The sequence below is a fragment of the Streptomyces sp. NPDC001410 genome (assembly GCF_042895235.1).
Classification (GTDB): domain Bacteria; phylum Actinomycetota; class Actinomycetes; order Streptomycetales; family Streptomycetaceae; genus Streptomyces.
Genome location: NZ_JBIAWE010000019.1, coordinates 121,769 through 143,871 on the forward strand (window position 1 = coordinate 121,769; position 22,103 = coordinate 143,871).

At 69.4% G+C, this 22,103-nt stretch carries 22 protein-coding genes; 8 read left to right on the plus strand and 14 right to left on the minus strand.

Features of this window, described 5'->3' with window-relative positions; genetic code table 11:
- The first annotated feature begins 127 nt into the window (after positions 1-127).
- The 3 genes from galT to galK are packed head-to-tail and all read left to right on the plus strand — an operon-like array spanning position 128 to position 3,302.
- Positions 128-1,189: a galactose-1-phosphate uridylyltransferase gene (galT, locus tag ACFY3C_RS35035; protein WP_390773665.1), complete on the plus strand. Its 1,062-nt coding sequence runs from the start codon at positions 128-130 to the stop codon at positions 1,187-1,189.
- Entirely contained in the window at positions 1,186-2,148 is a 963-nt protein-coding gene (galE, locus tag ACFY3C_RS35040; RefSeq protein WP_390773666.1) for a UDP-glucose 4-epimerase GalE, read from the plus strand. Before galT ends, galE begins: the two co-directional genes overlap by 4 nt.
- Entirely contained in the window at positions 2,148-3,302 is a 1,155-nt protein-coding gene (gene galK, locus ACFY3C_RS35045) for a galactokinase (protein ID WP_390773667.1), read from the plus strand. Before galE ends, galK begins: the two co-directional genes overlap by 1 nt.
- A 28-nt stretch (positions 3,303-3,330) precedes the next feature.
- On the opposite strand, the gene ACFY3C_RS35050 is transcribed toward galK, so the two are convergent.
- The 3 genes from ACFY3C_RS35050 to ACFY3C_RS35060 form a co-directional block, all read right to left on the minus strand.
- Positions 3,331-3,645 carry a hypothetical protein gene (locus ACFY3C_RS35050; RefSeq protein ID WP_390773668.1) on the minus strand — a complete coding sequence of 105 codons (315 nt, stop codon included), beginning with the start codon at positions 3,643-3,645 and terminating at the stop codon, positions 3,331-3,333.
- Positions 3,642-3,932 carry a hypothetical protein gene (locus ACFY3C_RS35055; RefSeq protein WP_390773669.1) on the minus strand — a complete coding sequence of 97 codons (291 nt, stop codon included), beginning with the start codon at positions 3,930-3,932 and terminating at the stop codon, positions 3,642-3,644. The genes ACFY3C_RS35050 and ACFY3C_RS35055 overlap by 4 nt, the downstream gene beginning before the upstream one ends.
- Before the next feature lie 260 nt (positions 3,933-4,192).
- Positions 4,193-6,478 carry an NACHT domain-containing protein gene (locus tag ACFY3C_RS35060; protein ID WP_390773670.1) on the minus strand — a complete coding sequence of 762 codons (2,286 nt, stop codon included), beginning with the start codon at positions 6,476-6,478 and terminating at the stop codon, positions 4,193-4,195.
- Positions 6,479-7,329: 851 nt separating this feature from the next.
- Here ACFY3C_RS35060 and ACFY3C_RS35065 point away from each other — a divergent pair.
- Positions 7,330-7,821 carry a hypothetical protein gene (locus ACFY3C_RS35065; protein ID WP_390773717.1) on the plus strand — a complete coding sequence of 164 codons (492 nt, stop codon included), beginning with the start codon at positions 7,330-7,332 and terminating at the stop codon, positions 7,819-7,821.
- On the opposite strand, the gene ACFY3C_RS35070 is transcribed toward ACFY3C_RS35065, so the two are convergent.
- On the minus strand, positions 7,773-8,228 hold the full coding sequence (locus tag ACFY3C_RS35070) for a GNAT family N-acetyltransferase (RefSeq protein WP_386573854.1): 456 nt from the start codon (positions 8,226-8,228) through the stop codon (positions 7,773-7,775). The genes ACFY3C_RS35065 and ACFY3C_RS35070 overlap by 49 nt on opposite strands.
- 262 nt (positions 8,229-8,490) lie before the next feature.
- On the opposite strand from ACFY3C_RS35070, the gene ACFY3C_RS35075 reads away from it, so the two are divergent.
- Positions 8,491-9,258: a LuxR C-terminal-related transcriptional regulator gene (locus ACFY3C_RS35075; RefSeq protein WP_386573236.1), complete on the plus strand. Its 768-nt coding sequence runs from the start codon at positions 8,491-8,493 to the stop codon at positions 9,256-9,258.
- On the opposite strand, the gene tamR is transcribed toward ACFY3C_RS35075, so the two are convergent.
- Positions 9,217-9,714 carry a MarR family transcriptional regulator TamR gene (gene tamR / locus ACFY3C_RS35080; RefSeq protein ID WP_386573235.1) on the minus strand — a complete coding sequence of 166 codons (498 nt, stop codon included), beginning with the start codon at positions 9,712-9,714 and terminating at the stop codon, positions 9,217-9,219. The two genes, ACFY3C_RS35075 and tamR, sit on opposite strands and share 42 nt — an antisense overlap.
- A 103-nt stretch (positions 9,715-9,817) precedes the next feature.
- Here tamR and ACFY3C_RS35085 point away from each other — a divergent pair, with 103 nt between their 5' ends.
- Positions 9,818-10,630 carry a trans-aconitate 2-methyltransferase gene (locus ACFY3C_RS35085; RefSeq protein WP_390773671.1) on the plus strand — a complete coding sequence of 271 codons (813 nt, stop codon included), beginning with the start codon at positions 9,818-9,820 and terminating at the stop codon, positions 10,628-10,630.
- A gap of 1 nt (position 10,631) precedes the next feature.
- Entirely contained in the window at positions 10,632-11,018 is a 387-nt protein-coding gene (locus ACFY3C_RS35090) for a VOC family protein (RefSeq protein ID WP_390773672.1), read from the plus strand.
- Here ACFY3C_RS35090 and ACFY3C_RS35095 read toward each other — a convergent pair.
- The 3 genes from ACFY3C_RS35095 to ACFY3C_RS35105 all read right to left on the minus strand — a co-directional run bounded on the left by ACFY3C_RS35095 (position 10,990) and on the right by ACFY3C_RS35105 (position 13,389).
- Complete coding sequence (locus ACFY3C_RS35095) at positions 10,990-11,604, minus strand: Uma2 family endonuclease (RefSeq protein ID WP_390773673.1); 615 nt, start codon at positions 11,602-11,604, stop codon at positions 10,990-10,992. The genes ACFY3C_RS35090 and ACFY3C_RS35095 overlap by 29 nt on opposite strands.
- Positions 11,605-11,710: 106 nt before the next feature.
- On the minus strand, positions 11,711-12,385 hold the full coding sequence (locus tag ACFY3C_RS35100; RefSeq protein ID WP_386573230.1) for a TetR family transcriptional regulator: 675 nt from the start codon (positions 12,383-12,385) through the stop codon (positions 11,711-11,713).
- Positions 12,382-13,389: an acyl-CoA desaturase gene (locus ACFY3C_RS35105; protein WP_390773674.1), complete on the minus strand. Its 1,008-nt coding sequence runs from the start codon at positions 13,387-13,389 to the stop codon at positions 12,382-12,384. The genes ACFY3C_RS35100 and ACFY3C_RS35105 overlap by 4 nt, the downstream gene beginning before the upstream one ends.
- A 310-nt stretch (positions 13,390-13,699) precedes the next feature.
- Here ACFY3C_RS35105 and ppc point away from each other — a divergent pair, with 310 nt between their 5' ends.
- A complete protein-coding gene (gene ppc / locus ACFY3C_RS35110; RefSeq protein ID WP_390773675.1) occupies positions 13,700-16,432 on the plus strand; it encodes a phosphoenolpyruvate carboxylase in 2,733 nt (910 codons plus the stop codon).
- A gap of 69 nt (positions 16,433-16,501) precedes the next feature.
- Here the strand turns inward: ppc and ACFY3C_RS35115 are convergent, their stop codons facing one another.
- From ACFY3C_RS35115 to glmU, 6 genes are all read right to left on the minus strand, one after another.
- Positions 16,502-17,197: an LPXTG cell wall anchor domain-containing protein gene (locus tag ACFY3C_RS35115; RefSeq protein ID WP_390773676.1), complete on the minus strand. Its 696-nt coding sequence runs from the start codon at positions 17,195-17,197 to the stop codon at positions 16,502-16,504.
- A gap of 200 nt (positions 17,198-17,397) precedes the next feature.
- Positions 17,398-17,904, minus strand: coding sequence for a hypothetical protein (locus tag ACFY3C_RS35120; protein WP_390773718.1), 507 nt, complete (start codon positions 17,902-17,904; stop codon positions 17,398-17,400).
- Between the two features lie 52 nt (positions 17,905-17,956).
- Positions 17,957-18,559 (minus strand): aminoacyl-tRNA hydrolase, encoded by a 603-nt coding sequence (gene pth, locus ACFY3C_RS35125; protein ID WP_386573226.1) that lies wholly within the window; start codon positions 18,557-18,559, stop codon positions 17,957-17,959.
- Positions 18,560-18,717: 158 nt separating this feature from the next.
- A complete protein-coding gene (locus ACFY3C_RS35130; RefSeq protein WP_390773677.1) occupies positions 18,718-19,314 on the minus strand; it encodes a 50S ribosomal protein L25/general stress protein Ctc in 597 nt (198 codons plus the stop codon).
- A 207-nt stretch (positions 19,315-19,521) separates the two neighbouring features.
- Positions 19,522-20,502 carry a ribose-phosphate diphosphokinase gene (locus ACFY3C_RS35135; RefSeq protein ID WP_386573224.1) on the minus strand — a complete coding sequence of 327 codons (981 nt, stop codon included), beginning with the start codon at positions 20,500-20,502 and terminating at the stop codon, positions 19,522-19,524.
- Between the two features lie 95 nt (positions 20,503-20,597).
- Positions 20,598-22,046 (minus strand): bifunctional UDP-N-acetylglucosamine diphosphorylase/glucosamine-1-phosphate N-acetyltransferase GlmU, encoded by a 1,449-nt coding sequence (gene glmU, locus ACFY3C_RS35140; protein WP_390773678.1) that lies wholly within the window; start codon positions 22,044-22,046, stop codon positions 20,598-20,600.
- Positions 22,047-22,103 lie beyond the last annotated feature (57 nt).

Here is a 22,103-nt window from a genome sequence, read left to right on the forward strand (position 1 = left end):
TTTGTTTGATTGTGATGGTCCAGGGTGTTGTCGGGTTGTGGTCTGTTATGTTTGATTGTGTTGAGTGATTGGGTGCGGACAGGCCGTGCGGGCTGTTCCCCCAGGGGCGCTTGATCAAGGAGTCAGCGTGAAGAAGACCTCGACCCGGCTGGCCGACGGTCGTGAGCTGATCTACTACGACCTTCGGGACGACACCGTGCGGGACGCCGTCGACCGCCGCCCGCTGGACCGTACGATCACCACGTCCGAGGTCCGCCGCGACGCGCTGCTCGGTGACTCGGTGGCGATCGCCTCCCACCGGCAGGGCCGCACGTACCATCCGCCGGCCGACGAGTGCCCGCTGTGCCCATCCATGGGCGACCGCCTGAGCGAGATCCCGGACTCCTCGTACGACGTCGTCGTCTTCGAGAACCGCTTCCCGTCGCTGGCGGGCGGCTCCGGACGCTGCGAGGTCGTCTGCTTCACCTCCGACCACGACGCCTCCTTCGCCGACCTCACCGAGGAGCAGGCCGGCCTGGTGCTGGACGCCTGGACGGACCGCACCTCGGAGCTGTCGCACCTGCCCTCCGTCGAGCAGGTGTTCTGTTTCGAGAACCGAGGCGAAGAGATCGGCGTGACCCTCGGACACCCGCACGGTCAGATCTACGCCTACCCCTTCACCACGCCCCGCACCGCGCTGATGCTCCGCTCGCTCGCCGCCCACAAGGAGGCGACCGGCGGGGAGAACCTGTTCGACGCCGTCCTGGAGCAGGAACTCGCCGGGGAGCGGGTCGTCCTTGAGGGTGAACACTGGGTGGCCTTCGTGCCCCACGCGGCGCACTGGCCCTACGAGGTCCACCTGTACCCGAAGCGCCGCGTCCCCGATCTGCTCGCGCTCGACGAGGCGGCACGCACAGAATTCCCCCAGATCTATCTGGAACTCTTGAGGCGCTTCGACCGGATCTTCGGCTCGGGTGAGCCCCCCACGCCCTACATCGCGGCCTGGCACCAGGCCCCGTTCGGCGCGCTGGAGGAGTTCGACGGTGTGACGAGGGACGACTTCGCGCTCCACCTCGAGCTTTTCACCATCCGCCGCACTTCCGGCAAGCTGAAGTTTCTCGCGGGTTCCGAGTCCGGCATGAACGTGTTCATCAACGATGTGCCGCCGGAGCGCGCGGCCGAGCGACTGCGAGAGGTAGCGAGTTCATGAAGTACCTGGTGACGGGCGGGGCGGGTTACGTCGGCAGCGTGGTGGCCCAGCACCTGCTGGAGGCCGGACACGAGGTCACCGTCCTCGACAACCTCTCCACCGGCTTCCGCGAGGGCGTGCCCGCCGGTGCCGCGTTCGTCGAGGGCGACATCCGCGACGCCGCCAAGTGGCTCGACTCCTCCTACGACGGCGTGCTGCACTTCGCCGCCTCCTCGCAGGTCGGTGAGTCGGTGGTGAAGCCGGAGAAGTACTGGGACAACAACGTGGCCGGCAGCATGGCCCTGCTCGGCGCCATGCGCGAGGCGGGCGTCCGCAAGCTGGTCTTCTCCTCCACCGCGGCCACCTACGGCGAGCCGGAGCAGGTCCCGATCGTGGAGAGCGCCCCGACGAAGCCGACCAACCCCTACGGCGCCACCAAGCTCGCCGTCGACCACATGATCACCAGCGAGGCGAACGCCCACGGCCTGGCCGCGGTGTCCCTGCGCTACTTCAACGTGGCCGGCGCCTACGGGGCGTACGGCGAGCGCCACGACCCCGAATCGCACCTGATCCCCCTGGTCCTCCAGGTCGCCCAGGGCCGACGCGAGGCGATCTCGGTCTACGGCGACGACTACCCGACCCCGGACGGCACCTGCATCCGCGACTACATCCACGTCGCGGACCTGGCCGAGGCCCACCTGCTGGCCCTCACGGCCGCGCGGCCGGGCGAGCACCTGATCTGCAACCTCGGCAACGGCAGCGGCTTCTCCGTCCGCGAGGTCGTCGAGACCGTCCGTAAAGTCACCGGCCACCCGATCCCCGAGGTCGTGGCCCCGCGCCGCGGCGGGGACCCGGCGGTCCTGGTCGCCTCGGCGGACACGGCCCGCGAGAAGCTGGGCTGGAACCCGTCCCGCGCGGACCTCGCGGGGATCGTCGCGGACGCGTGGGAGTTCACGCAGCACATCGCTAAGGAGCACTAGTGGGGGCACAGCAGGTCCGGGAGCGCTTCGCCGAGCTGTACGGAGCCGAACCGGAGGGCGTCTGGGCGGCACCGGGGCGCGTCAACCTCATCGGCGAGCACACCGACTACAACGACGGCTTCGTGATGCCCTTCGCGCTGCCGCACCAGGCGACCGCGGCCGTCTCCCGCCGCACCGACGGAGTCCTGCGCCTGCACTCGGCGGACGTCCAGGGCGGGGTCGTGGAGCTGCGCCTGGACTCCCTCGCCCCGCAGAGCGACCCGAACTGGACGGCGTACCCGGCGGGCGTGGTCTGGGCCCTGCGCGAGGCCGGTCACCCGGTCACCGGCGCCGACGTCCACCTCTCCTCCACGGTCCCGACCGGCGCGGGCCTGTCCTCCTCCGCGTCCCTGGAGGTCGTGATCGCGCTCGCGCTGGCCGACCTGTACGACCTCGGCCTGCAGCGCTGGCAGCTGGCCCGCCTGTGCCAGCGCGCCGAGAACGTCTACGTCGGCGCCCCGACCGGCATCATGGACCAGACGGCCTCGGCCTGCTGCGAGTCCGGGCACGCCCTCTTCCTCGACACCCGCGACCTGTCCCAGCAGCAGATCCCCTTCGACCTGGCCGCCGAGGGCCTGCGCCTGCTGGTCGTGGACACCCAGGTCAAGCACGCCCACAGCGGCGGCGAGTACGGCAAGCGCCGGGCCGGCTGCGAGAAGGGCGCGGCCCTGCTCGGCGTGAACGCCCTGCGCGACATCTCCTACACCGACCTGGACAGGGCCCTCGCCCGCCTGGGCGACGAGGAAGAAATCGTCCGCCTGGTCCGGCACGTCGTCACGGAGGACCAGCGAGTGGAGCGCGTGGTATCCCTCCTCCGCGCCGGCGAGACCCGCGCCATCGGCCCCGTCCTCACCGAGGGCCACGCCTCCCTGCGCGACGACTTCCGCATCTCCTGCCCGGAGCTGGACCTGGTCGTCGACACCGCCCTCGCGAACGGCGCGCTCGGCGCCCGCATGACCGGCGGCGGCTTCGGCGGCTCGGTGATCGTCCTGGCGGAGGCCACCGACGTGGACACGTTGGCCAAGGCGGTGGAGGAGGCCTTCACGGTGGCCGGCTTCACGGCCCCGCGCGTCTTCGAGGCGGTGCCCTCGGCGGGGGCGCGGCGGGTGAACTGAGGCAGGTCAGGGGGGAGGCGGTGCCGGTTCAGCCCTCGGTGCCGCCGCCCGCGAAGCGCACGGGGGACACGAGCGCGATGCGAATCAGGCCGGGCTCGGGTGGCGGGGCGTCGTAGACGTAGGTGACGGTGAGAGCTGGGCGGGTGTCCGTGGGTTCGAGACGGGTTGTGTAGATCTTCATCTCTCCGACGGCACTGCCGGCCCGCCGACCGAGCGTCGGGGTCTTCTCCAGTTCGGCGCGCAGGGCTTCGACGGCTTCGACAGCCCCTCCGCCGATGGCCTGACAGCGGGCGAGGGCCTCATGCGTGACTTCGGCAATGACCGGTTGCCGGCCCTCGGTCACCGCGCGGTCCCTCGGGCGGCCCGGATCTCGGCGACGGCAGCGGCAACCGCTGCGTCGAAGCCGGGATCCTGCCGGGCGATGATCCGGCCGCGGAACTCTTCGACCAGACGGACAACACCACTGAGATCGGCGGGGTCGGCGTGATTGATCTCCCGGGCCAGCTCGGCCTCGAAGTCGTCGGCGTCGCCGGGGAAGCCGTAGCCCAGGGTGAGGGCGGCACGGAGTTCGCCGATGGTGCGCATGGGGGGGGTGTGGGGCGGGCCGGAGTCTGCCGGGTGTGCGGTCATGGCGGCCGAGGCTCCTTTCACGGTGTCGGCTTCACGGTACCGGGGCGCGATGCCCTGCGCCCAGGAACCGCCTTCCTGCCCCGGACTCCTCGCGCGGCCGCAGCAGGCATCGGCGCGGAGGGGTGCCTTCGTGTAGGTTCTCGTTTCCGATGTCCCACAGCACGACGCTGAGCTGCGCCGATAACGACTGTCGCATGTGATGTCCCGCGTTTCGTCTCGCTCTGGCAGGGAGACCGCGCAGGTTGGCACGCAGCGATGGCTCATGACGAGGTCGTTGAATCGGAATGTGCGCCCGGTAGGTCGGCAGGAGTGCGTGGCTCCGGCAGCCGAGTGCTTTCGACAAGGCGGCTTTGCAGCCGGGCATGGCGGAACTGGTAGGTCGAGTTCACTCTGCGCAGGATGCCCAGGCGATGGGCGTCTGCCAGGAATGCCTGTAGCCGCCAGGGGAGTTGCCCGCAGGCAGCGAACTGGATCCGAGCGATGACGTAGTACGGCCAGGCGCAGGTTGCCAGTGCGAGGACGAACCCGATGACCCCGATGTCGAGGAGACGGAAAGCGGTCACGATCGCGAGATCTGTGACTGTGCTGGCGAACCAGATACTCGTCCTGACACCGGCGTCAGGCAGGACGAACAGGACGGCGCAGGCTCCCCCGCCGAGCAGCGCAAGGAGACGATCGGCGCGCAGCGTCTCCGCGGCGGTTTCTTGCCCGTCGGCAGCGGAGGCGGACCTGATCCAGCGGAAGAAGGCGAGTCCCATGCCCAGGACGCCACCGATCACCAGCCCGTCGCGCAGGCTCGCCAGGAAACGCGGCTCTCCGTTGCGGTGCACGTATGCCGCGTAGCTCGCGAAGAACAGTGCGGACGAGACGGCGACGCATGCCACGCTGGCCAATGCGCGGGGCAGACGTCGTCGCCACTGGGCTACGCCAAGGCGGCCGCAGTTCGGCCGTTCCGGCGGGGTGGGCAAGCCCGCAGCGAGAAGGACCAGCCACAGGCACACGCCAACGAAGGCGGTGGCTCCGAGGAACTTGTGCGCCACGTTCGTGCCTGGCAGGAAGGGCACGGTGGCTGGGGTGACGGCCAGGCCACCGCTGAGGGCCACAAGGGCGGAGAAGCCGGTTCGACGCCCCGTCCTCGCCAGGGGGACCGACACTCTGCTGCTGAGGAGAAACATGGGCACGACCACAGCCGCTTGCGCCATGCACATGGGCACGATCTCCAACGGCGCCCCGAAGAAGAGCACCAGGAACGGATTGGTGACAAGGTGTCCGACAAGAGTGACAGCCAGCCAAGTAGCAGCTCGCCGCCAAGGCTTGGTCAGCGCGGAGCTCCATGTGTGGAGCTTCCACCAGGCAAAGTCGAAGGCACCCTCTTTACTCAGTCCCTGCGCAATGAACGTCAGGTAATGCCGCGCTTTTTCGGGGTCCCAGCCTCCGGTGGGGGCCTGTCGCTGGGAGCGCGCATAGAGAGTTGGAACGAGCGCGTCCAGCAAGTGGTGCTCAAGAGCGGGAAGAGCGGGAAAGCGGCGAAGGTCGGTCAGCTCGGTGACATCACGGTCTCCGCCGGCGTACACAGATCGGGCCAGGGTCGCCATCAGAGGGCTGGTCAGGACGTGGCCGACCGGTGAATCGGGGTTCTGGGTGAGGTGATCGGCCAAGGCGTCCCATGCGGGACGGCGTTGGGTGGGAGCGGCCAGGCGCAGCGCAGCAAGTGCTTCACCGATATGGAGCGGCGCAGGCTCCAGGACAGTTGCATTCGCCAGGGGCGTGCTTTCCCGTACGGCGCGCGCATAGTCGTCGGTGCGGCAGGTCAGTACGAGCGGTGCGTTCGTCGGCAAGGTGTCGTTGAGGGCTGCCAGGACCGCTGCCTGGCGTGCTACGGGTACCTCATCGAGCCCGTCAAGCACGGGCACCAGACGGTGCTCGGTGAGCAGCTCCACGATGGCGCTGGTGCCATATCGCTGGACATCGCTCAGCACGGGGTAGTCCTCGGTGACGCGGCGTTGCAGCCAGTCCCGAGCGCTCTCGCGTGACGGGTCGAAGCAGGACAGAGGGCACAGCACTGGTAGCGGGTCTTCGGAATCGCGCGTCCGCAGCAGGGCGAGAAGAAGCAGAACCGCGAAGGTTGTCTTTCCCGAACCACCAGGCCCCAGCACAACAATGCGCTGACGCGTGGCCCTCTGGAACGTCTCAACCAGCTCGTCGGGGTCATGCGCGTGGCACCGGATTGCGGTATCCGCCCGCGTGCCGTGGTCCATGAGCTCCGCGCGCCGGCAGGGTGTCCAGATCACGGGCAGGGGCGCAGGTTCGAAGAGCTGCCGCAGGATGGCCTCGTCCTCCCACTGGCGCCGAACCACGCGGGAAAGTGTCTGTGCCGTCTCCGCGATCTGCTCCGTGTCGGAGTTCTTGTGGTGTGGTTTGCCCCGCCACGCCCAGACTGCCAGGATCCCGAGCAGACCGACCACAGTCCCGAGCACCGAAGCGGCAGCAGAGACTTGGTCGGAACCCTTCAGGGCCCACACGGACATCAACCCGCCGGCGGTCATGGCGCATAGCGACCATGCCACCATCCAGCGCCATCGCATACCCACCCAACGGCCAGGTGCCTGATCCGGTCACCCATGTCCCCGCTACAAGGACCGTTGATGAGGGACGACGATATACGGTCCCATTCGACGGCCGGGGCATGGTCGAGATGCGGCTCGGTACGTCGGCGAGGCCTCGGGCCCAGGAGATCGCCCACGCGCTCGGGTACCAGCTGCTCTCGAGCCACCGGATCCGAAAGTGGACTTACCTGCTCGTCTTCCGACGTGACGACGCCCCCCGGGCCCGCCGCCGGGCGGAGCAGACCATCGAGCGGTTGCGGGAGGGTGGCCCGGTGCTGGTGGACCGCGAGCTGCCTCAGCCCCCCCGCCACCACCTCCGGCCCCGGCCCCGCCCCTCACGCCCCGGCAGCCGCCACCCCGCCCCCGCCGGTCGATGGAACCCCAGCCGTCTCCACCAGTGGGCCCGCCCGGGCCACGGATCCCGCCCCGACCGCCCTACCCGCCCCCGCCACCGCCTACCGTCACCCCGAACTCTGCGCCGGAATGACCTTCGAGCACCGACCCGAGTAGGAGCGCTCAGGAACTCGGCGGCAGCCGGAAGGCGGAAGGCATGACGACACCGCCCCTTCTGATTCGGTTGTGGACGGTGCGGGGAGGATGGGGAGCAGGAGCGCGTGAGGGATGGCCTGGCAGGATCCCTTCTCATGAGTTTGAGATGACCGCGGACAGTGTGATCAAACGGTTCACGTCGAGGGACGATGGCCGTGCGGAACGCGAGTGGCGGGGGTTGCTGCTGCTGTCCGCTCACGCTCTGGGAGTCAGATCTCGCGCTCGACAAGCCCGTAGTGGTGATGTCTCGCCTGGCTGGTGTTCCCCTGCGTGGCACTGCCCTGGGCAAGAAGGAGCTTGAAGCGCTGGTTGAGGCCGTAGCCGTGCTCTATGAAGCAGTGCCACCCGATGTGGTTCGTCAGGTTCCGCTCAGACCCGGACGGCCGAGCGAACTCGTCGGCCATATCGGCAGGTGGGCGGTGGACATGCGGCCCCAGACCGGCGGGCTGGTGAGGCGGGCCATGGACGTCGGACTGAGCTGGCTGGCCCGTTCCGGGCTGGAAGCCGACACCTCACGGGGCCCCGAGGTCTTCGGCCCAGGCGACGGCAATCTCGCCAACTACTTGTGGGACGGATCCAGGGTCCGGGTTGTCGACTTCGAGGATTCAGGCCGCAGCGATCGCGCCTTTGGGGCTCGCTGCGGAGTGAACGGGCGCCGCAAGGGCCGTAGAGAAGCGCGACTGGTTCACCCCAGCCGCTTCGTCAAAGTGAACTCCGTGATCCCCGGCGGATAGTCGGGGATCACGCACACCACGTCGTAGCCCTGCTTCTTGTAGAACTCCGGGGCCTGGAAGTCCCACGTCTCCAGTCGGGCGCTCGTGCAGCCGCGGTCGGTGTGGGCGACGTGCTCGGCCTCGGCCAGGAGGCGGGAGCCGAGGCCCGTGCCGCGGTGGGCGGAGTCGACCCACAGGTAGGTGACGTGCATCCAGGTCGTCCAGGTGTGGCCGACCAGACCTCCGGCCAGGTCTCCCGCCGAGTCCAGCGCCCAGACGTGCAGCGGGACTTCGCGCTCCCCCGGCGTGCCCCGAAGCGCCGCCAGGACCGGCGAGGCCGCCGTGTTGGTGTCCCGCAGCCGGGAGCGGAGCAGATCACGTCGGGCTTTGTCGACTTCCGCCTCAATACGAAACATGCGGCACACCATAAACGTGCCGGACGGCCAGTTCTGCAAATCGGCTTCCGCTCTCTGCTCCCATCCGTACTCTGATGAACAGCACCGGTGGGGGCCGGTGCATATCAGGGGGCGAGACAGGCGGGTACGGCGCCTGTGGTGGGGGTAGCAGTTTCCGCAACGGCGGCGGCCGTGCGGTCGGCGTTCCTTCCGCAGGTGTCGTGCCCGCGCGGGTCGTCGTGCTCCGGACCTTGGTCATCCCCTGCTCCACGCGGAGCCTGGGGAAGGGGGTTTCGTGGTTCGTATCCGAGTCCTGGTCGTCGACGACCACCGTATCTTCGCCGAGTCGCTGGCCGCGGCGCTCGCCGCCGAGCCCGACGTCGACGTCTCGGCCGCCGGCAGCGGCCCGGCCGCGCTGCGCTGCCTGGAGCGCGCGGCCGCCGAGGGCCGCCGTTACGACGTCCTGCTCGTCGACGCCGACCTGGGCGGCAACCTGCCCGGCGTGCGCCCGGCCGTGCCGGTGCAGGAGGGCAACGAGGACGGCCTGGTCGACGGGATCTCGCTGGTCGTCGGCGTCCGCTCGGCGCAGCCCGCGGTGCGCACGGTGGTCCTCGCCGAGAAGGACGACCCCCGGCGCGCGGCCCTCGCGCTGCAGGCGGGTGCCTCCGGCTGGGTCGCCAAGGACTGCTCGCTCTCCCGGCTGCTGACGGTGATCCGGGGGGTGCTGCGCGACGAGACGCATCTGCCGCCCGCCCTGCTCACCGGCGTACTCAAGGAGCTGACGGCCGCGCGCAAGCACCGCACCGAGAGCGAGCAGTTGGTGGAGTCGCTGACCCCGCGCGAGCGGGAGGTGCTGCGCTGCATGGTCGCGGGCCTCGGCCGCAAGGCCGTCGCCGAACGCCTGTTCCTCTCCCCGCACACCGTGCGCACCCACATGCAGAACGTCCTCGGCAAGCTGGGCGTCCACTCGACCCTGGCCGCCGTGGCGCTCGCCCGGCGGGCCGGAGTCGGTCCGGTGGACCTAGCCGGGGACGTTGTCGAACGGGGCGGTCAGCTGGCGTAGCAGGCTGGCGAGTTCGGCGCGCTGGGCTCGGGACAGCTCGCCGAGGATCGCCCGCTCCTGTTTCAGCAGGCCCGCCAGTGCCTGGTCCGCGCGGTCCCGGCCCGTGTCGGTCAGCCGGACCAGTACGCCCCGCCGGTCGCTCGGGTCGGGCAGGCGCTCCACCAGGCCCTTCTTCGTGAGCCGGTCGATCCGGTTGGTCATCGTGCCCGAGGTGACCAGGGTCTGCGTCAGCAGCTGACCGGGGGAGAGCTGGTACGGCGAGCCCGCGCGTCTGAGCGCGGTCAGTACGTCGAACTCCCAGGGTTCGAGCTGGTGCTCGGAAAAGGCGAGCCGGCGTGCGCGGTCCAGGTGCCGGGCCAGTCTGCTCACCCGGCTGAGCACTTCCAGCGGCTCCACGTCGAGGTCCGGACGCTCCCGGCGCCACGCTGCGACCAGCCGATCGACCTCGTCCTCCATGGAGATCAGTGTAGTGGTTGTGTCGACATGAAGTCTCTTGATCTCAATCCTCTTGATTTCAAGTCTCTTGACATCAAGATATGTGGGGCGGGAGAGTGGAGTCATGACGACGCCCACCTGGGATCCCGCCCAGTACCTCCGCCACGCCGGCCACCGCGCCCGCCCCTTCGCCGACCTGCTTGCCCGCGTCCCCGCCCTGCCGGATGACCGACCGCGCATCGCGGACCTCGGCTGCGGCCCCGGCAACGTCACGGCCCTGCTCGCCGAGCGCTGGCCCACCGCGCACATCACCGGCTACGACAACTCGCCCGAGATGCTCGACAAGGCGCACGTCGACCACGAGGGCGCCACGGCCGGGGGCGGCCGCCTGGACTTCGCCCACGCCGACGCCCGCGTCTGGACGCCCGAGGGGCCGCACGACCTGATCCTCTCCAACGCCACCCTCCACTGGGTGCCGGGTCACGCCGACCGCTTCGCCGACTGGATCGGCGCGCTGAAGCCCGGCGGCACCTTCGCCTTCCAGGTCCCGGACAACATCGACGCCCCGCTGCACGCCCTGATGCGCGAACTGGCCGCCACACCCCGCTGGAAGCCCCGCCTCGCCGACGTCCTGCGCCACGAGGACTCCGTCCACACCCCCGGCACCTACCTGGACCGCCTCGCCCGCCTCGGCTGCGAGGCCGACGTGTGGCAGACGACGTACTTCCACGTCCTTCAGGGCGAGGACCCGGTCCTGGACTGGGTCAAGGGCACCGGCCTGCGCCCCGCCCTCACCGCCCTCGCCGACGACCCCGAGGCCCGCGACGCCTTCGTCACCGAATACCGGGACCTGCTCCGCGAGGCCTACCCGAGCGCGCCGTACGGCACGGTCCTGCCCTTCCGGCGGCTGTTCGCGGTGGCCGTGAAGGGGGTGTGAGGTGATCATCGCCGTGGACCATGTCCAGCTGGCCGCACCGCCCGGCTCCGAGGACGACCTGCGGGCGTACTACGCCGACGTCCTCGGCATGACGGAGATCCCCAAGCCACCGGCGCTCGCGGCGCGCGGGGGCTGCTGGTTCCAGGCGGAGGCCGCACAGCTCCACCTCGGCATCGAGGAGGACTTCCGGCCGGCCCGCAAGGCACACCCCGGACTGAGGGTGACGGATATCGAGGCGTACGCGGCCCGGCTCGTGGAGAGGGGCGCGCCGGTGACCTGGGACGACAAGCTGCCGGGCTGCCGACGCTTCTACTCGGAGGATCCGGTGGGGAACCGGTTGGAGTTTCTGGAGCCGGTGGCTACAGATGCTTCAGGGCGTTCAGAGTGATGTCGATGGCGATGTCGTACGGCACGGCGAGCTCGAGCTTGTCGTGGTGGATGCCAGTGAGCCCATACGCCTTGGTCACCGGGTCGAGTTCGTAGGTCCGGATCACGGGGTGCCGATTGCCCTCGGCCACATCGACCAGCCAGAAATGGGGGATCCCGGCTGCCGCGTACTTCAAGGGCTTGGTGTCGTAGTCACGGGCCTCGGAGTCCGGTGAGACAACCTCGACGGCGAGCACCAGGTCCTCCGCCTTGAACCGGGTCTGCTCAAGCCCTGTGACGGCTTCCGCGCGGACGACGCTGACGTCTGGTTCCGGACCGTTGCGCCGGTCCAGGACCACGGTCATCTCCCGTTCGACACTCAGGTTGTCCGGCAGTGTCGAGCGCAAGCCGTTCACCAGCAGTTCCATCATCTTGTTGTGGAAACGTCGCTGCGGACTCACGAAGACCAAGCTCCCGTCGATCAACTCGGTGTGCGGCGGGAGGTCCGGCAAGGTGAACAGGTCGTCGACCGTGAAGCCCTCGGGCGGCGGCACGGGCAGGTGGATGCCGGGCTCGGAGTCGTGTGCGGCGCTCGGCTCGGCAGTCATGGTGATTCCTCCCATGAACGGGATTCTCGTCCTGAGTACCCACGGTAGCCGCCGGGACCGACAAAGGTCATCACATCGGGTGATCATCACCCGATGGCGGACACTGCTAGCTCTTGCGGTGCCCTATCAACCGAGGCTTCTGCTCCAGGCCGTCCAGCCCGTGCCAGGCCAGGTTCACCAGATGCGCCGCGACCTCCGCCTTCTTCGGGCGGCGTACGTCCAGCCACCACTGGCCGGTCAGGGCGACCATGCCGACCAGTGCCTGGGCGTACAGCGGGGCGAGCTTCGGGTCGAAGCCGCGGGACTTGAACTCGCGGCCCAGGATGTCCTCCACCTGGGTGGCGATGTCGGAGATCAGCGAGGCGAAGGAGCCCGTCGACTGCGGGATGGGGGAGTCACGGACCAGGATGCGGAAGCCGTCCGTGTACTCCTCGATGTAGTCGAGAAGAGCGAAGGCGGCCTGCTCGCACAGTTCGCGGGGGTGGCCGGCCGTCAGCGAGCCGGTGACCATGTCCAGCAGCCGCCGCATCTCGCGGTCCACCACCACCGCGTACAGCCCCTCCTTGCCACCGAAGTGCTCGTACACCACCGGCTTGGACACCCCGGCCTTCGCCGCGATCTCCTCCACCGAGGTGCCCTCGAAGCCCTTCGCGGCGAAGAGGGTGCGACCGATCTCCAGCAACTGCTGGCGGCGCTCCGCACCGGTCATACGGGTCCGGCGCGCTCGCCGCGGCTTGTCGGTGCTGGGGGTGCTGGAGTCGGTCGCCACGCCGTCAATCATGCCGCCTTCACGGGCTCCTTCCGGCGCCGGGAGCCGCCTTCCTCGGTGTTACGGCGCGAATCGATACGCGAGCGTGACGGCCAGCGCACGTCGTACGCCCAGCCGAGCATCTCGAACCAGCGGATGAACCGCGCCGAGGAGTCCAGCTGCCAGCGCTCCACACCGTGCCGCGCGGACGTCTGGTCGGCGTGGTGCAGGTTGTGCCAGGACTCGCCGCAGGACAGCACCGCCAGCCACCACACGTTGCCCGAGCGGTCCCGCGACTTGAACGGCCGCTTGCCCACCGCGTGGCAGATCGAGTTGATCGACCACGTCACATGGTGCAGCAGCGCCACTCGCACGAGTGAACCCCAGAAGAACGCGGTGAACGCGCCCCACCAGGACATCGTCACCAGACCGCCGACCAGCGGGGGCACCGCGAGGGACACGGCCGTCCAGTAGACGAACTGGCGGGAGATCGTCCGGATCGCCGGGTCCTTGATCAGATCAGGCGCGTACTTCTCCTGCGACGTCTGCTCCTCGTCGAACATCCAGCCGATGTGCGCCCACCACAGACCCTTCAGCAGAGCCGGGACCGTCTCCCCGTACCGCCACGGCGAGTGCGGGTCACCCTCGGCGTCGGAGAACTTGTGATGCTTGCGATGGTCGGCGACCCACCGCACCAGCGGGCCCTCGACCGCCAGCGACCCCATGATCGCCAGCGCGATCCTCAGGGGCCGCCTGGCCTTGAACGAACCATGGGTGAAGTACCGGTGGAAACCGATCGTGATGCCGTGGCACCCCAGGAAGTACATGAACACCATCAGGCCCAGATCGAGCCAGCTCACCCCCCAGCCCCAGGCCAGCGGCACGGCCGCCACCAGTGCCAGGAACGGCACGGTGATGAACAGGAGCAGCGTGATCTGCTCGATCGAACGCTTCTGCTCGCCACCCAGCGTGGCGGAGGCGATGAGAGTGTCGTCGGCCGTACGGGATTCTTCGATCACATCGGAACGTGAGGTCATGCGTGTCCCCTGTGGGGTTCGAGGGTCGGGACAGGGCGCCGGGCCGACCGGACCGAGCGGGACTCCAGCGGTACGTCCCTACGGTTCCGTAACCTACGGCGACGTAAGTATGGCAGCGTGCCGAGCCGCGGCAAGAGCCCGAGAGCCTGCGCGTCCGTATCGACACCTATCCTTGGAGTCGGTCGGACAGCGCGGTCCGCTCTGATTCCTTCCCGGACGCTCCGGCCCGTATGCGGCACCCCCGCCGCGTGGTGGATCGTGCCCCGGGTTCCCTCCCAGACGAGCTTCAACACTGCAAGGAGCCGCACCTGTGAGCAGTGCCGACGACCAGACCACCACGACCAGCACCGAGCTGCGCGCCGACATCAGGCGGCTGGGCGACCTCCTGGGCGAGACCCTCGTACGCCAGGAAGGCCCCGAACTCCTCGACCTGGTCGAAAAGGTCCGCCGCCTCACCCGCGAGGACGGCGAGGCCGCTGCCGAGCTGCTGCGCGGCACCGAACTGCAGACCGCCGCCAAGCTGGTCCGCGCCTTCTCCACCTACTTCCACCTGGCCAACGTCACCGAACAGGTGCACCGCGGCCGCGAGCTGCGCGCCCGCCGCGCCGCCGAGGGCGGCCTCCTCGCCCGCACCGCCGACCGCCTCAAGGACGCCGACCCCGAGCACATCAGGCAGAGCGTCGAGCACCTCAACGTTCGTCCGGTGTTCACGGCACACCCCACCGAGGCCGCGCGCCGTTCGGTCCTCAACAAGCTCCGGCGCATCGCCGCGCTCCTGGACGCCCCCGTCCTCGACTCCGACCGCCGCCGCCACGACGTCCGCCTCGCCGAGAACATCGACCTCGTCTGGCAGACCGACGAACTGCGCGTGGTGCGCCCCGAGCCCGCCGACGAGGCCCGCAACGCCATCTACTACCTCGACGAGCTGCACGCCGAGGCCGTCGGCGACGTCCTGGAGGACCTGACGGCGGAACTGGAGCGCGTCGGCGTCAAGCTCCCCGACGACACCCGCCCGCTCACCTTCGGCACCTGGATCGGCGGCGACCGCGACGGCAACCCCAACGTCACCCCCCAGGTCACCTGGGACGTCCTCATCCTCCAGCACGAGCACGGCATCAACGACGCCCTGGAGATGATCGACGAGCTGCGCGGCCTGCTCTCCAACTCCATCCGCTACACCGGCGCCACCGAGGAGCTCCTGGAGTCCCTCCAGCAGGACCTGGAGGTGCTCCCCGAGATCAGCCCCCGCTACAAGCGCCTCAACGCCGAGGAGCCCTACCGGCTCAAGGCCACCTGCATCCGGCAGAAGCTGGAGAACACCAAGCAGCGCCTCGCCAAGGGCACCCCGCACGAGGCGGGCCGCGACTACCTCGGCACCGGCGAACTGCTGACCGACCTCCGGCTCATCCAGACCTCCCTGCGCGAGCACCGCGGCGCGCTGTTCGCCGACGGCCGGATGAGCCGCACCATCCGCACCCTGGCCGCCTTCGGCCTCCAGCTCGCCACCATGGACGTACGCGAACACGCGGACGCCCACCACCACGCCCTCGGCCAGCTCTTCGACCGCCTCGGCGAGGAGTCCTGGCGCTACGCCGACATGCCCCGCGACTACCGGGCCAGGCTCCTCGCCAAGGAACTGCGCTCCCGCAGGCCGCTGGCCCCCACCCCGGCCCCCGTCGACGCGGCCGGCGCCAAGACCCTCGGCGTCTTCGAGACCGTCAAGCGCGCCCTGGAGGTCTTCGGACCCGAGGTCATCGAGTCCTACATCATCTCCATGTGCCAGGGCGCCGACGACGTCTTCGCCGCCGCCGTCCTCGCCCGCGAGGCCGGCCTCCTCGACCTGCACGCCGGCTGGGCGAAGATCGGCATCGTCCCGCTCCTGGAGACCACCGACGAGCTGCGCGCCGCCGACTCCATCCTGGAGGACATGCTCTCCGACCCGTCCTACCGGCGCCTGGTCGCGCTGCGCGGCGACGTCCAGGAGGTCATGCTCGGCTACTCCGACTCCTCCAAGTTCGGCGGCATCACCACCAGCCAGTGGGAGATCCACCGGGCGCAGCGCCGACTGCGCGACGTCGCGCACCGCTACGGCGTGCGGCTGCGCCTCTTCCACGGCCGCGGCGGCACCGTCGGCCGCGGTGGCGGCCCCTCCCACGACGCCATCCTCGCCCAGCCCTGGGGCACCCTGGAGGGCGAGATCAAGGTCACCGAGCAGGGCGAGGTCATCTCCGACAAGTACCTCATCCCGTCCCTGGCCCGGGAGAACCTCGAACTGACGGTCGCGGCCACCCTCCAGGCCTCCGCCCTGCACACCGCCCCCCGCCAGTCCGACGAGGCCCTCGCCCGCTGGGACGCGGCCATGGACGTCGTCTCCGACGCCGCCCACGCCGCCTACCGCAGGCTCGTCGAGGACCCCGACCTGCCGACGTACTTCCTCGCCTCCACGCCGGTCGACCAGCTCGCCGACCTGCACCTGGGCTCGCGGCCCTCCCGCCGCCCCGGCTCGGGCGTCTCGCTCGACGGCCTGCGCGCCATCCCCTGGGTGTTCGGCTGGACCCAGTCCCGGCAGATCGTCCCCGGCTGGTTCGGCGTCGGCTCCGGCCTCAAGGCCCTGCGCGAGGCCGGCCTGGACTCCGTGCTCGACGAGATGCACGGGCAGTGGCACTTCTTCCAGAACTTCATGTCCAACGTCGAGATGACCCTCGCCAAGACGGACCTGCGGATCGCCCAGCACTACGTCGACACCCTCGTCCCCGACGAGCTCAAGCACGTCTTCGACACCATCAAGGCCGAACACGAGCTGACCGTCCGCGAGGTGCTGCGCGTCACCGGCGAGAAGGAACTCCTCGACGCCCAGCCCGCCCTCCGGCAGACCTTCACCATCCGCGACGCCTACCTGGACCCGATCTCCTACCTCCAGGTCACCCTGCTCAAGCGCCAGCGCGACGCCGCGGCCGCCGGCGCCGAGCCCGACCCGCTGCTCTCCCGCGCCCTGCTCCTCACCGTCAACGGCGTGGCAGCGGGACTGCGCAACACCGGCTGACCGCCGGCGCACAACGAAGTTGCCCCCGAGGTCCGTACGACCTCGGGGGCACCCGTGCGTCCAGCCGCCTCAGCCCTGCCGGGCCCTGCGGCGCCAGGCCACCAGACCGCCACCCGCACCGACCAGCGCGGCCGCGACGGCCGACAGCAGGCCCACCGGGGCACCGTTACCGGTCTCGGCGAGGTCACCGCCGCCCTGGGCGGACGGCGCGGAGGACGGGGCCGACGACGAGCCCGACGCCCCGGCCTGCGACGGGCTTCCGGACGGGGACCCGGACCCGCCCGTCGCCGTACCGGACGACGAGGACGGCGACGCCGAACCGGACGGAGTCGCCGTACCGCCCCCGCCGCCCTGCGAGCCGGCGCAGTCCGTCCAGAACACCTTGTGCTTGGCCGCGCCCTTCTCGCCCTCGAAGTTCCAGAACAGCTTGTAGTGACCGTCCGGCAGCGACAGGTCCTCGCTACGGCCGTGACCGTCCGCGTCCAGCGTGAGGGCGCCCGACTTCACCGTCGCGCCCTTCGTCGCAGCCGTCGGCGCCCAGGCCTCGATGTGCCAGTCCACCTGCTGCACCTGGTCGAAACCGAAGGCGTCCAGGTAGAAGGTGCACACGTGCGGCTCGTTGCGGCGCAGCTCCTCGCCGGTCTTGGCGTCGTGGATCTTTACAGTGCCGTTGTCACCAGGGGCACTCGCGTGGGCAGCGGGGGCGCACACGAGCGCCGCCGCGACACCGGCGGTCAGCGCGCCGGTGCGGATGAGGGTACGCATGGGCAGGGTCCATCTTCGAGTGGCGAACGGGGAAGATGTGGAGGGGGCGGCTCAGCTTCCGTCCCCGCCTGACAGACGGTCAAGCACGAACAGGCAACAAACAGACCCCCCACAGACGTGAAGAACGCCCCAACCCCTCGGCGGGTCACGAAGCAGCGGGTCACGAAATCAGACGGGCGTGAAATCGGACGGGCGCGACATCAGAGGGTCACGAGAAAAGCACCCGTCAGCAGCGCGATCCCCGACCCCGCCAGCACCCACGCCGACCGCGTCAGCCGCATACCGCCCGCCACGACCACCGACGCCAGCAGCAACGCACCGCCCAGCGGAATCCAGGCGTACAGGATCCCCGCCGGCCCCGACCGCACCACCTCGTCGGTCCCCGGCTTCACCACCACGGTGTACGTCAGCCCCTTGCGCACCGCGACCGAATGCGCGATCTCCACGCTCGACCGCGCCCGCGCCCCCTCGGACGCCGGCGTGAACGGGCCCCAGCACGTGTCCCCGCTGCAGCTCGTCACCCTGATCGTGCCGCGCTCGCGCCCCTTCGTCAGCATCACGTGCTGTGCGGTCCCCCAGGAACCCCACACCCCGGTGAACAGGATCAGCGCGGCGAGCACACCCATCGTGGCGACCCGCCCGAACCGCAGCGCGGTCACGGAGGCCTGGCGAGCGGTGGCGGCTGTGGCAGGCATGGCCGGGATCATTGGCCATGCGCCCACGACCGGTCAACTCCGGCGGGCGGCATGGCCGGACAAGTCAGGAGTTGTACGCGCCCTGCGCCCGCTCCAGACCCTCGATCACCAGACACTCCACCGCGTCCGCCGCACGGTCCACGAAGTAGTCCAGCTCCTTGCGCTCCGCCGACGAGAAGTCCTTCAGCACGAAGTCCGCCACCTGCATCCGCCCCGGCGGCCGGCCGATCCCGAACCGCACCCGGTGGTAGTCCGCCCCCATCGCCTTCGTCATCGACTTCAGACCGTTGTGCCCGTTGTCGCCACCGCCCAGCTTCAGCCGCAGCGTGCCGTAGTCGATGTCCAACTCGTCATGCACCGCGACGATGTTCGCCACCGGCACCTTGTAGAAGTCCCGCAGCGCGTTCACCGGACCGCCGGACAGGTTCATGAACGACATCGGCTTGGCCAGGATCACCCGCCGGTTCGCCGGCCCCATCGGACCGATCCGCCCCTCCAGCACCTGCGCCTGCGCCTTGCCCGCACGCTTGAACTTCCCCCCGATCCGCTCCGCGAGCAGATCCGCCACCATGAACCCGACGTTGTGCCGATTCATGGCGTACTCGGGCCCAGGATTACCGAGGCCCACGATGAGCCAGGGGGCGTTGGCGGGGGTGGTCACGTCCATGTCTCCTCACGTGCAACAGCCGCTGCTCCCCCAAGGGAAGCAGCGGCTGGAGCGTACAGCTACCGCTGTGGGCAATCGTTCCGCAGGGCGGTGGGCACAGCCTGCAGCACCGGGCGCCTGCGAAACGCGCCCCAGCCCTGTTACGGCCGAACCGCCGGTCAGGCCTCCGCGGCCTCTTCGCCCTCGGCGGCCTCGCCCTCGACGGCCTCCTCGACCTGCGCCTGCAGGACCTGCAGCACGACCGCGTCCTCGTCGACGGCCAGGGTCACACCGGAGGGCAGCTTGACGTCCTTGGCGAGGACGGAGGCACCGGCCTCCAGGCCCTCGACGGAGACGGTCAGCGCCTCGGGGATGTGGGTGGCCTCGGCCTCGACCGGCAGGGCGTTCAGAACGTGCTCGAGCAGGTTGCCGCCGGCGGCCAGCTCACCCTCGGCGTGGACCGGAACCTCGACCGTGACCTTCTCGCCACGCTTGACCAGCAGCAGGTCGACGTGCTCCAGGAAGCCCTTCAGCGGGTCACGCTGCACGGACTTCGGGATCGCCAGCTCGTTGGTCTTGCCGTCGATGTCCAGGGAGATCAGGACGTTCGGCGTACGCAGCGCCAGCAGCAGGTCGTGGCCCGGCAGGGTCAGGTGCAGCGGGTCCGAGCCGTGGCCGTACAGGACACCGGGAACCTTGCTGTCACGGCGGATACGGCGGGCGGCACCCTTGCCGAACTCGGTGCGCGTCTGGGCGGCGAGCTTCACCTCGGACATGTTGATCACTCCTCGTAGGAATCGCGAACGGACAGGGTCACCCGGCCACGAACGGCCTGCTACGAAGAGCGCGTCGATAACGGACAGCCGATACCCGTATGAAACAGGTACGGCCTCCCTCGCCGAGCAACTGCAGCAGTCTACTCGGCAGGAAGGCCGTACCCAAAAGGATCTTCAGCTAGCCCACCAGGCGGGCCCGCAGAAACCTCACTGCTCGTCGAAGAGGCTGGTCACAGACCCGTCCTCGAACACCTCACGCACCGCGCTCGCGATCGTCGGAGCGATCGACAGCACCGTGATCTTGTCCAGATCCCGGCCCAGCTCCGCCGGCGTCGGCAGCGTGTTCGTGAACACGAACTCACTCACCCGCGAGTTCTTCAGCCGGTCCGCCGCCGGACCCGACAGCACACCGTGCGTCGCCGTCACGATGACGTCCTCCGCACCGTGCGCGAACAGCGCATCCGCAGCCGCACAGATCGTGCCACCGGTGTCGATCATGTCGTCCACCAGCACACAGACCCGGCCCTTGACCTCACCCACGACCTCGTGGACGGTCACCTGGTTCGCCACGTCCTTGTCACGCCGCTTGTGCACGATCGCCAGCGGCGCACCCAGCCGGTCACACCAACGGTCCGCCACCCGCACGCGACCCGCGTCCGGAGACACCACCGTCAGCTTGTCCCGGTCCACCTTCTCGCCCACATAGTCCGCCAGCAGCGGAAGCGCGAACAGATGGTCCACCGGCCCGTCGAAGAAGCCCTGGATCTGGTCCGTGTGCAGATCCATCGTCAGGATCCGGTCGGCACCGGCCGTCTTCATCAGATCCGCGACCAGACGCGCCGAGATCGGTTCACGACCCCGGTGCTTCTTGTCCTGCCGCGCGTAACCGTAGAACGGCACGATGACCGTGATGGACCGCGCCGACGCACGCTTCAGCGCGTCGATCATGATCAGCTGCTCCATGATCCACTTGTTGATCGGAGCCGTGTGGCTCTGGATCAGGAAGCAGTCCGCACCACGAGCCGACTCCTGGTAACGGACGTAGATCTCGCCATTGGCGAAGTCGAAGGCCTTCGTCGGGACGACCCCGACACCCAGCTGCTGGGCGACCTCCTCGGCAAGCTCGGGGTGGGCGCGGCCGGAGAAGAACATCAACTTCTTCTCGCCGGTCGTCTTGATCCCGGTCACAGCACTATCTCCTCAGAGGTGTCTCAGCAGCGGGTATGCGCTCGTGCGGATGTGCACTTATCACGGTACGCCGTGTTTGGCGCACCCGTTTCCGGTCAGCCCTCGCCCTCGCCCTTCCGGGTCGCGGCCTCGGCCGCCTTCGCGGCAGCACTCCCAGGACGCTTCCGGGCCACCCAACCCTCGATATTCCGCTGCTGACCACGGGCCACGGCCAGCGAACCGGGCGGCACGTCCTTCGTGATCACGGACCCGGCGGCGGTGTAAGCACCGTCCCCGACCGTGACAGGAGCCACAAACATGTTGTCCGAACCCGTCTTGCAGTGCGACCCGACGGTCGTGTGGTGCTTGCTCTCACCGTCGTAGTTCACGAACACGCTCGCGGCACCGATGTTCGTGAAGTCACCGATCGTCGCATCACCGACGTACGACAGATGCGGAACCTTCGTCCCCTCACCGATGGAAGAGTTCTTCGTCTCCACGTACGTACCGATCTTGGCCTTGAGACCGAGACGAGTACCCGGCCGCAGATACGCGTACGGCCCCACGGACGCCTGCTCACCGATCCGCGCACCGTCCGACACCGTGTTGTCCACACGGGCCCCCGCACCCACCCGGGTGTCCTTCAGCCGGCTGTTCGGCCCCACCTCCGCGCCCTCACCGAGATGCGTCGAACCGGTGAGCTGCGTGTTCGGATGGACGACAGCGTCCTGCTCGAAGGTCACGGTCACGTCGACCCAGGTGGTGGCCGGGTCCACGACAGTCACGCCGTCGAGCATCGCGCGAGTCAGCAGCCGGTCGTTGAGAATGCGACGGGCCTCGGCGAGCTGGACACGGTTGTTGATACCGGCGATCTCCCGGTGATCGGCGGCGACCGACGCCCCCACCCGATGCCCGGCCTCCCGCAGAATCCCGAGCACGTCCGTCAGGTACTCCTCACCCTGACTGTTGTCCGTCCGCACCTTCTTCAGCGCGTCCGAGAGCAACTGCCCGTCGAAGGCGAACACCCCGCTGTTGATCTCCCGGATCGCCCGCTGGGCGTCGCTGGCGTCCTTGTGCTCCACGATCGCGGTCACGGCACCGCTCGCGTCGTCGCGGACGATACGGCCGTAACCGGTCGCGTCCGGGACCTCGGCGGTCAGCACGGTCACGGCGTTGCCGTCGGCGTGATGGGTCGCGGCGAGCTGCTGCAGCGTGTCGGCGGTGAGCAGCGGGGTGTCCCCGCACACGACCACGACGGTCCCGTCGACACCCCCGCCCAGCTCTTCGAGCCCCATGCGTACGGCGTGCCCCGTGCCGTTCTGCTCCGCCTGCACAGCCGTCCGCACGCCGGGATCGATCTCGGTCAGGTGCGCGGTGACCTGCTCACGGGCGTGGCCCACGACGACCACCAGGTTCGCGGGGTCCAACTCGCGGGCGGCGGCCAGCACATGGCCCACCAGGGAACGGCCGCAGATCTGGTGCAGGACCTTCGGTGTGGCCGACTTCATACGGGTGCCCTCACCCGCTGCGAGAACGACGACGGCTGCCGGGCGAATGGCGCTCACGGGGTTGCCCTTCGGCTCTGGATGGGTGGGGGTGACAGCCGAAGGATACCGGGGTGG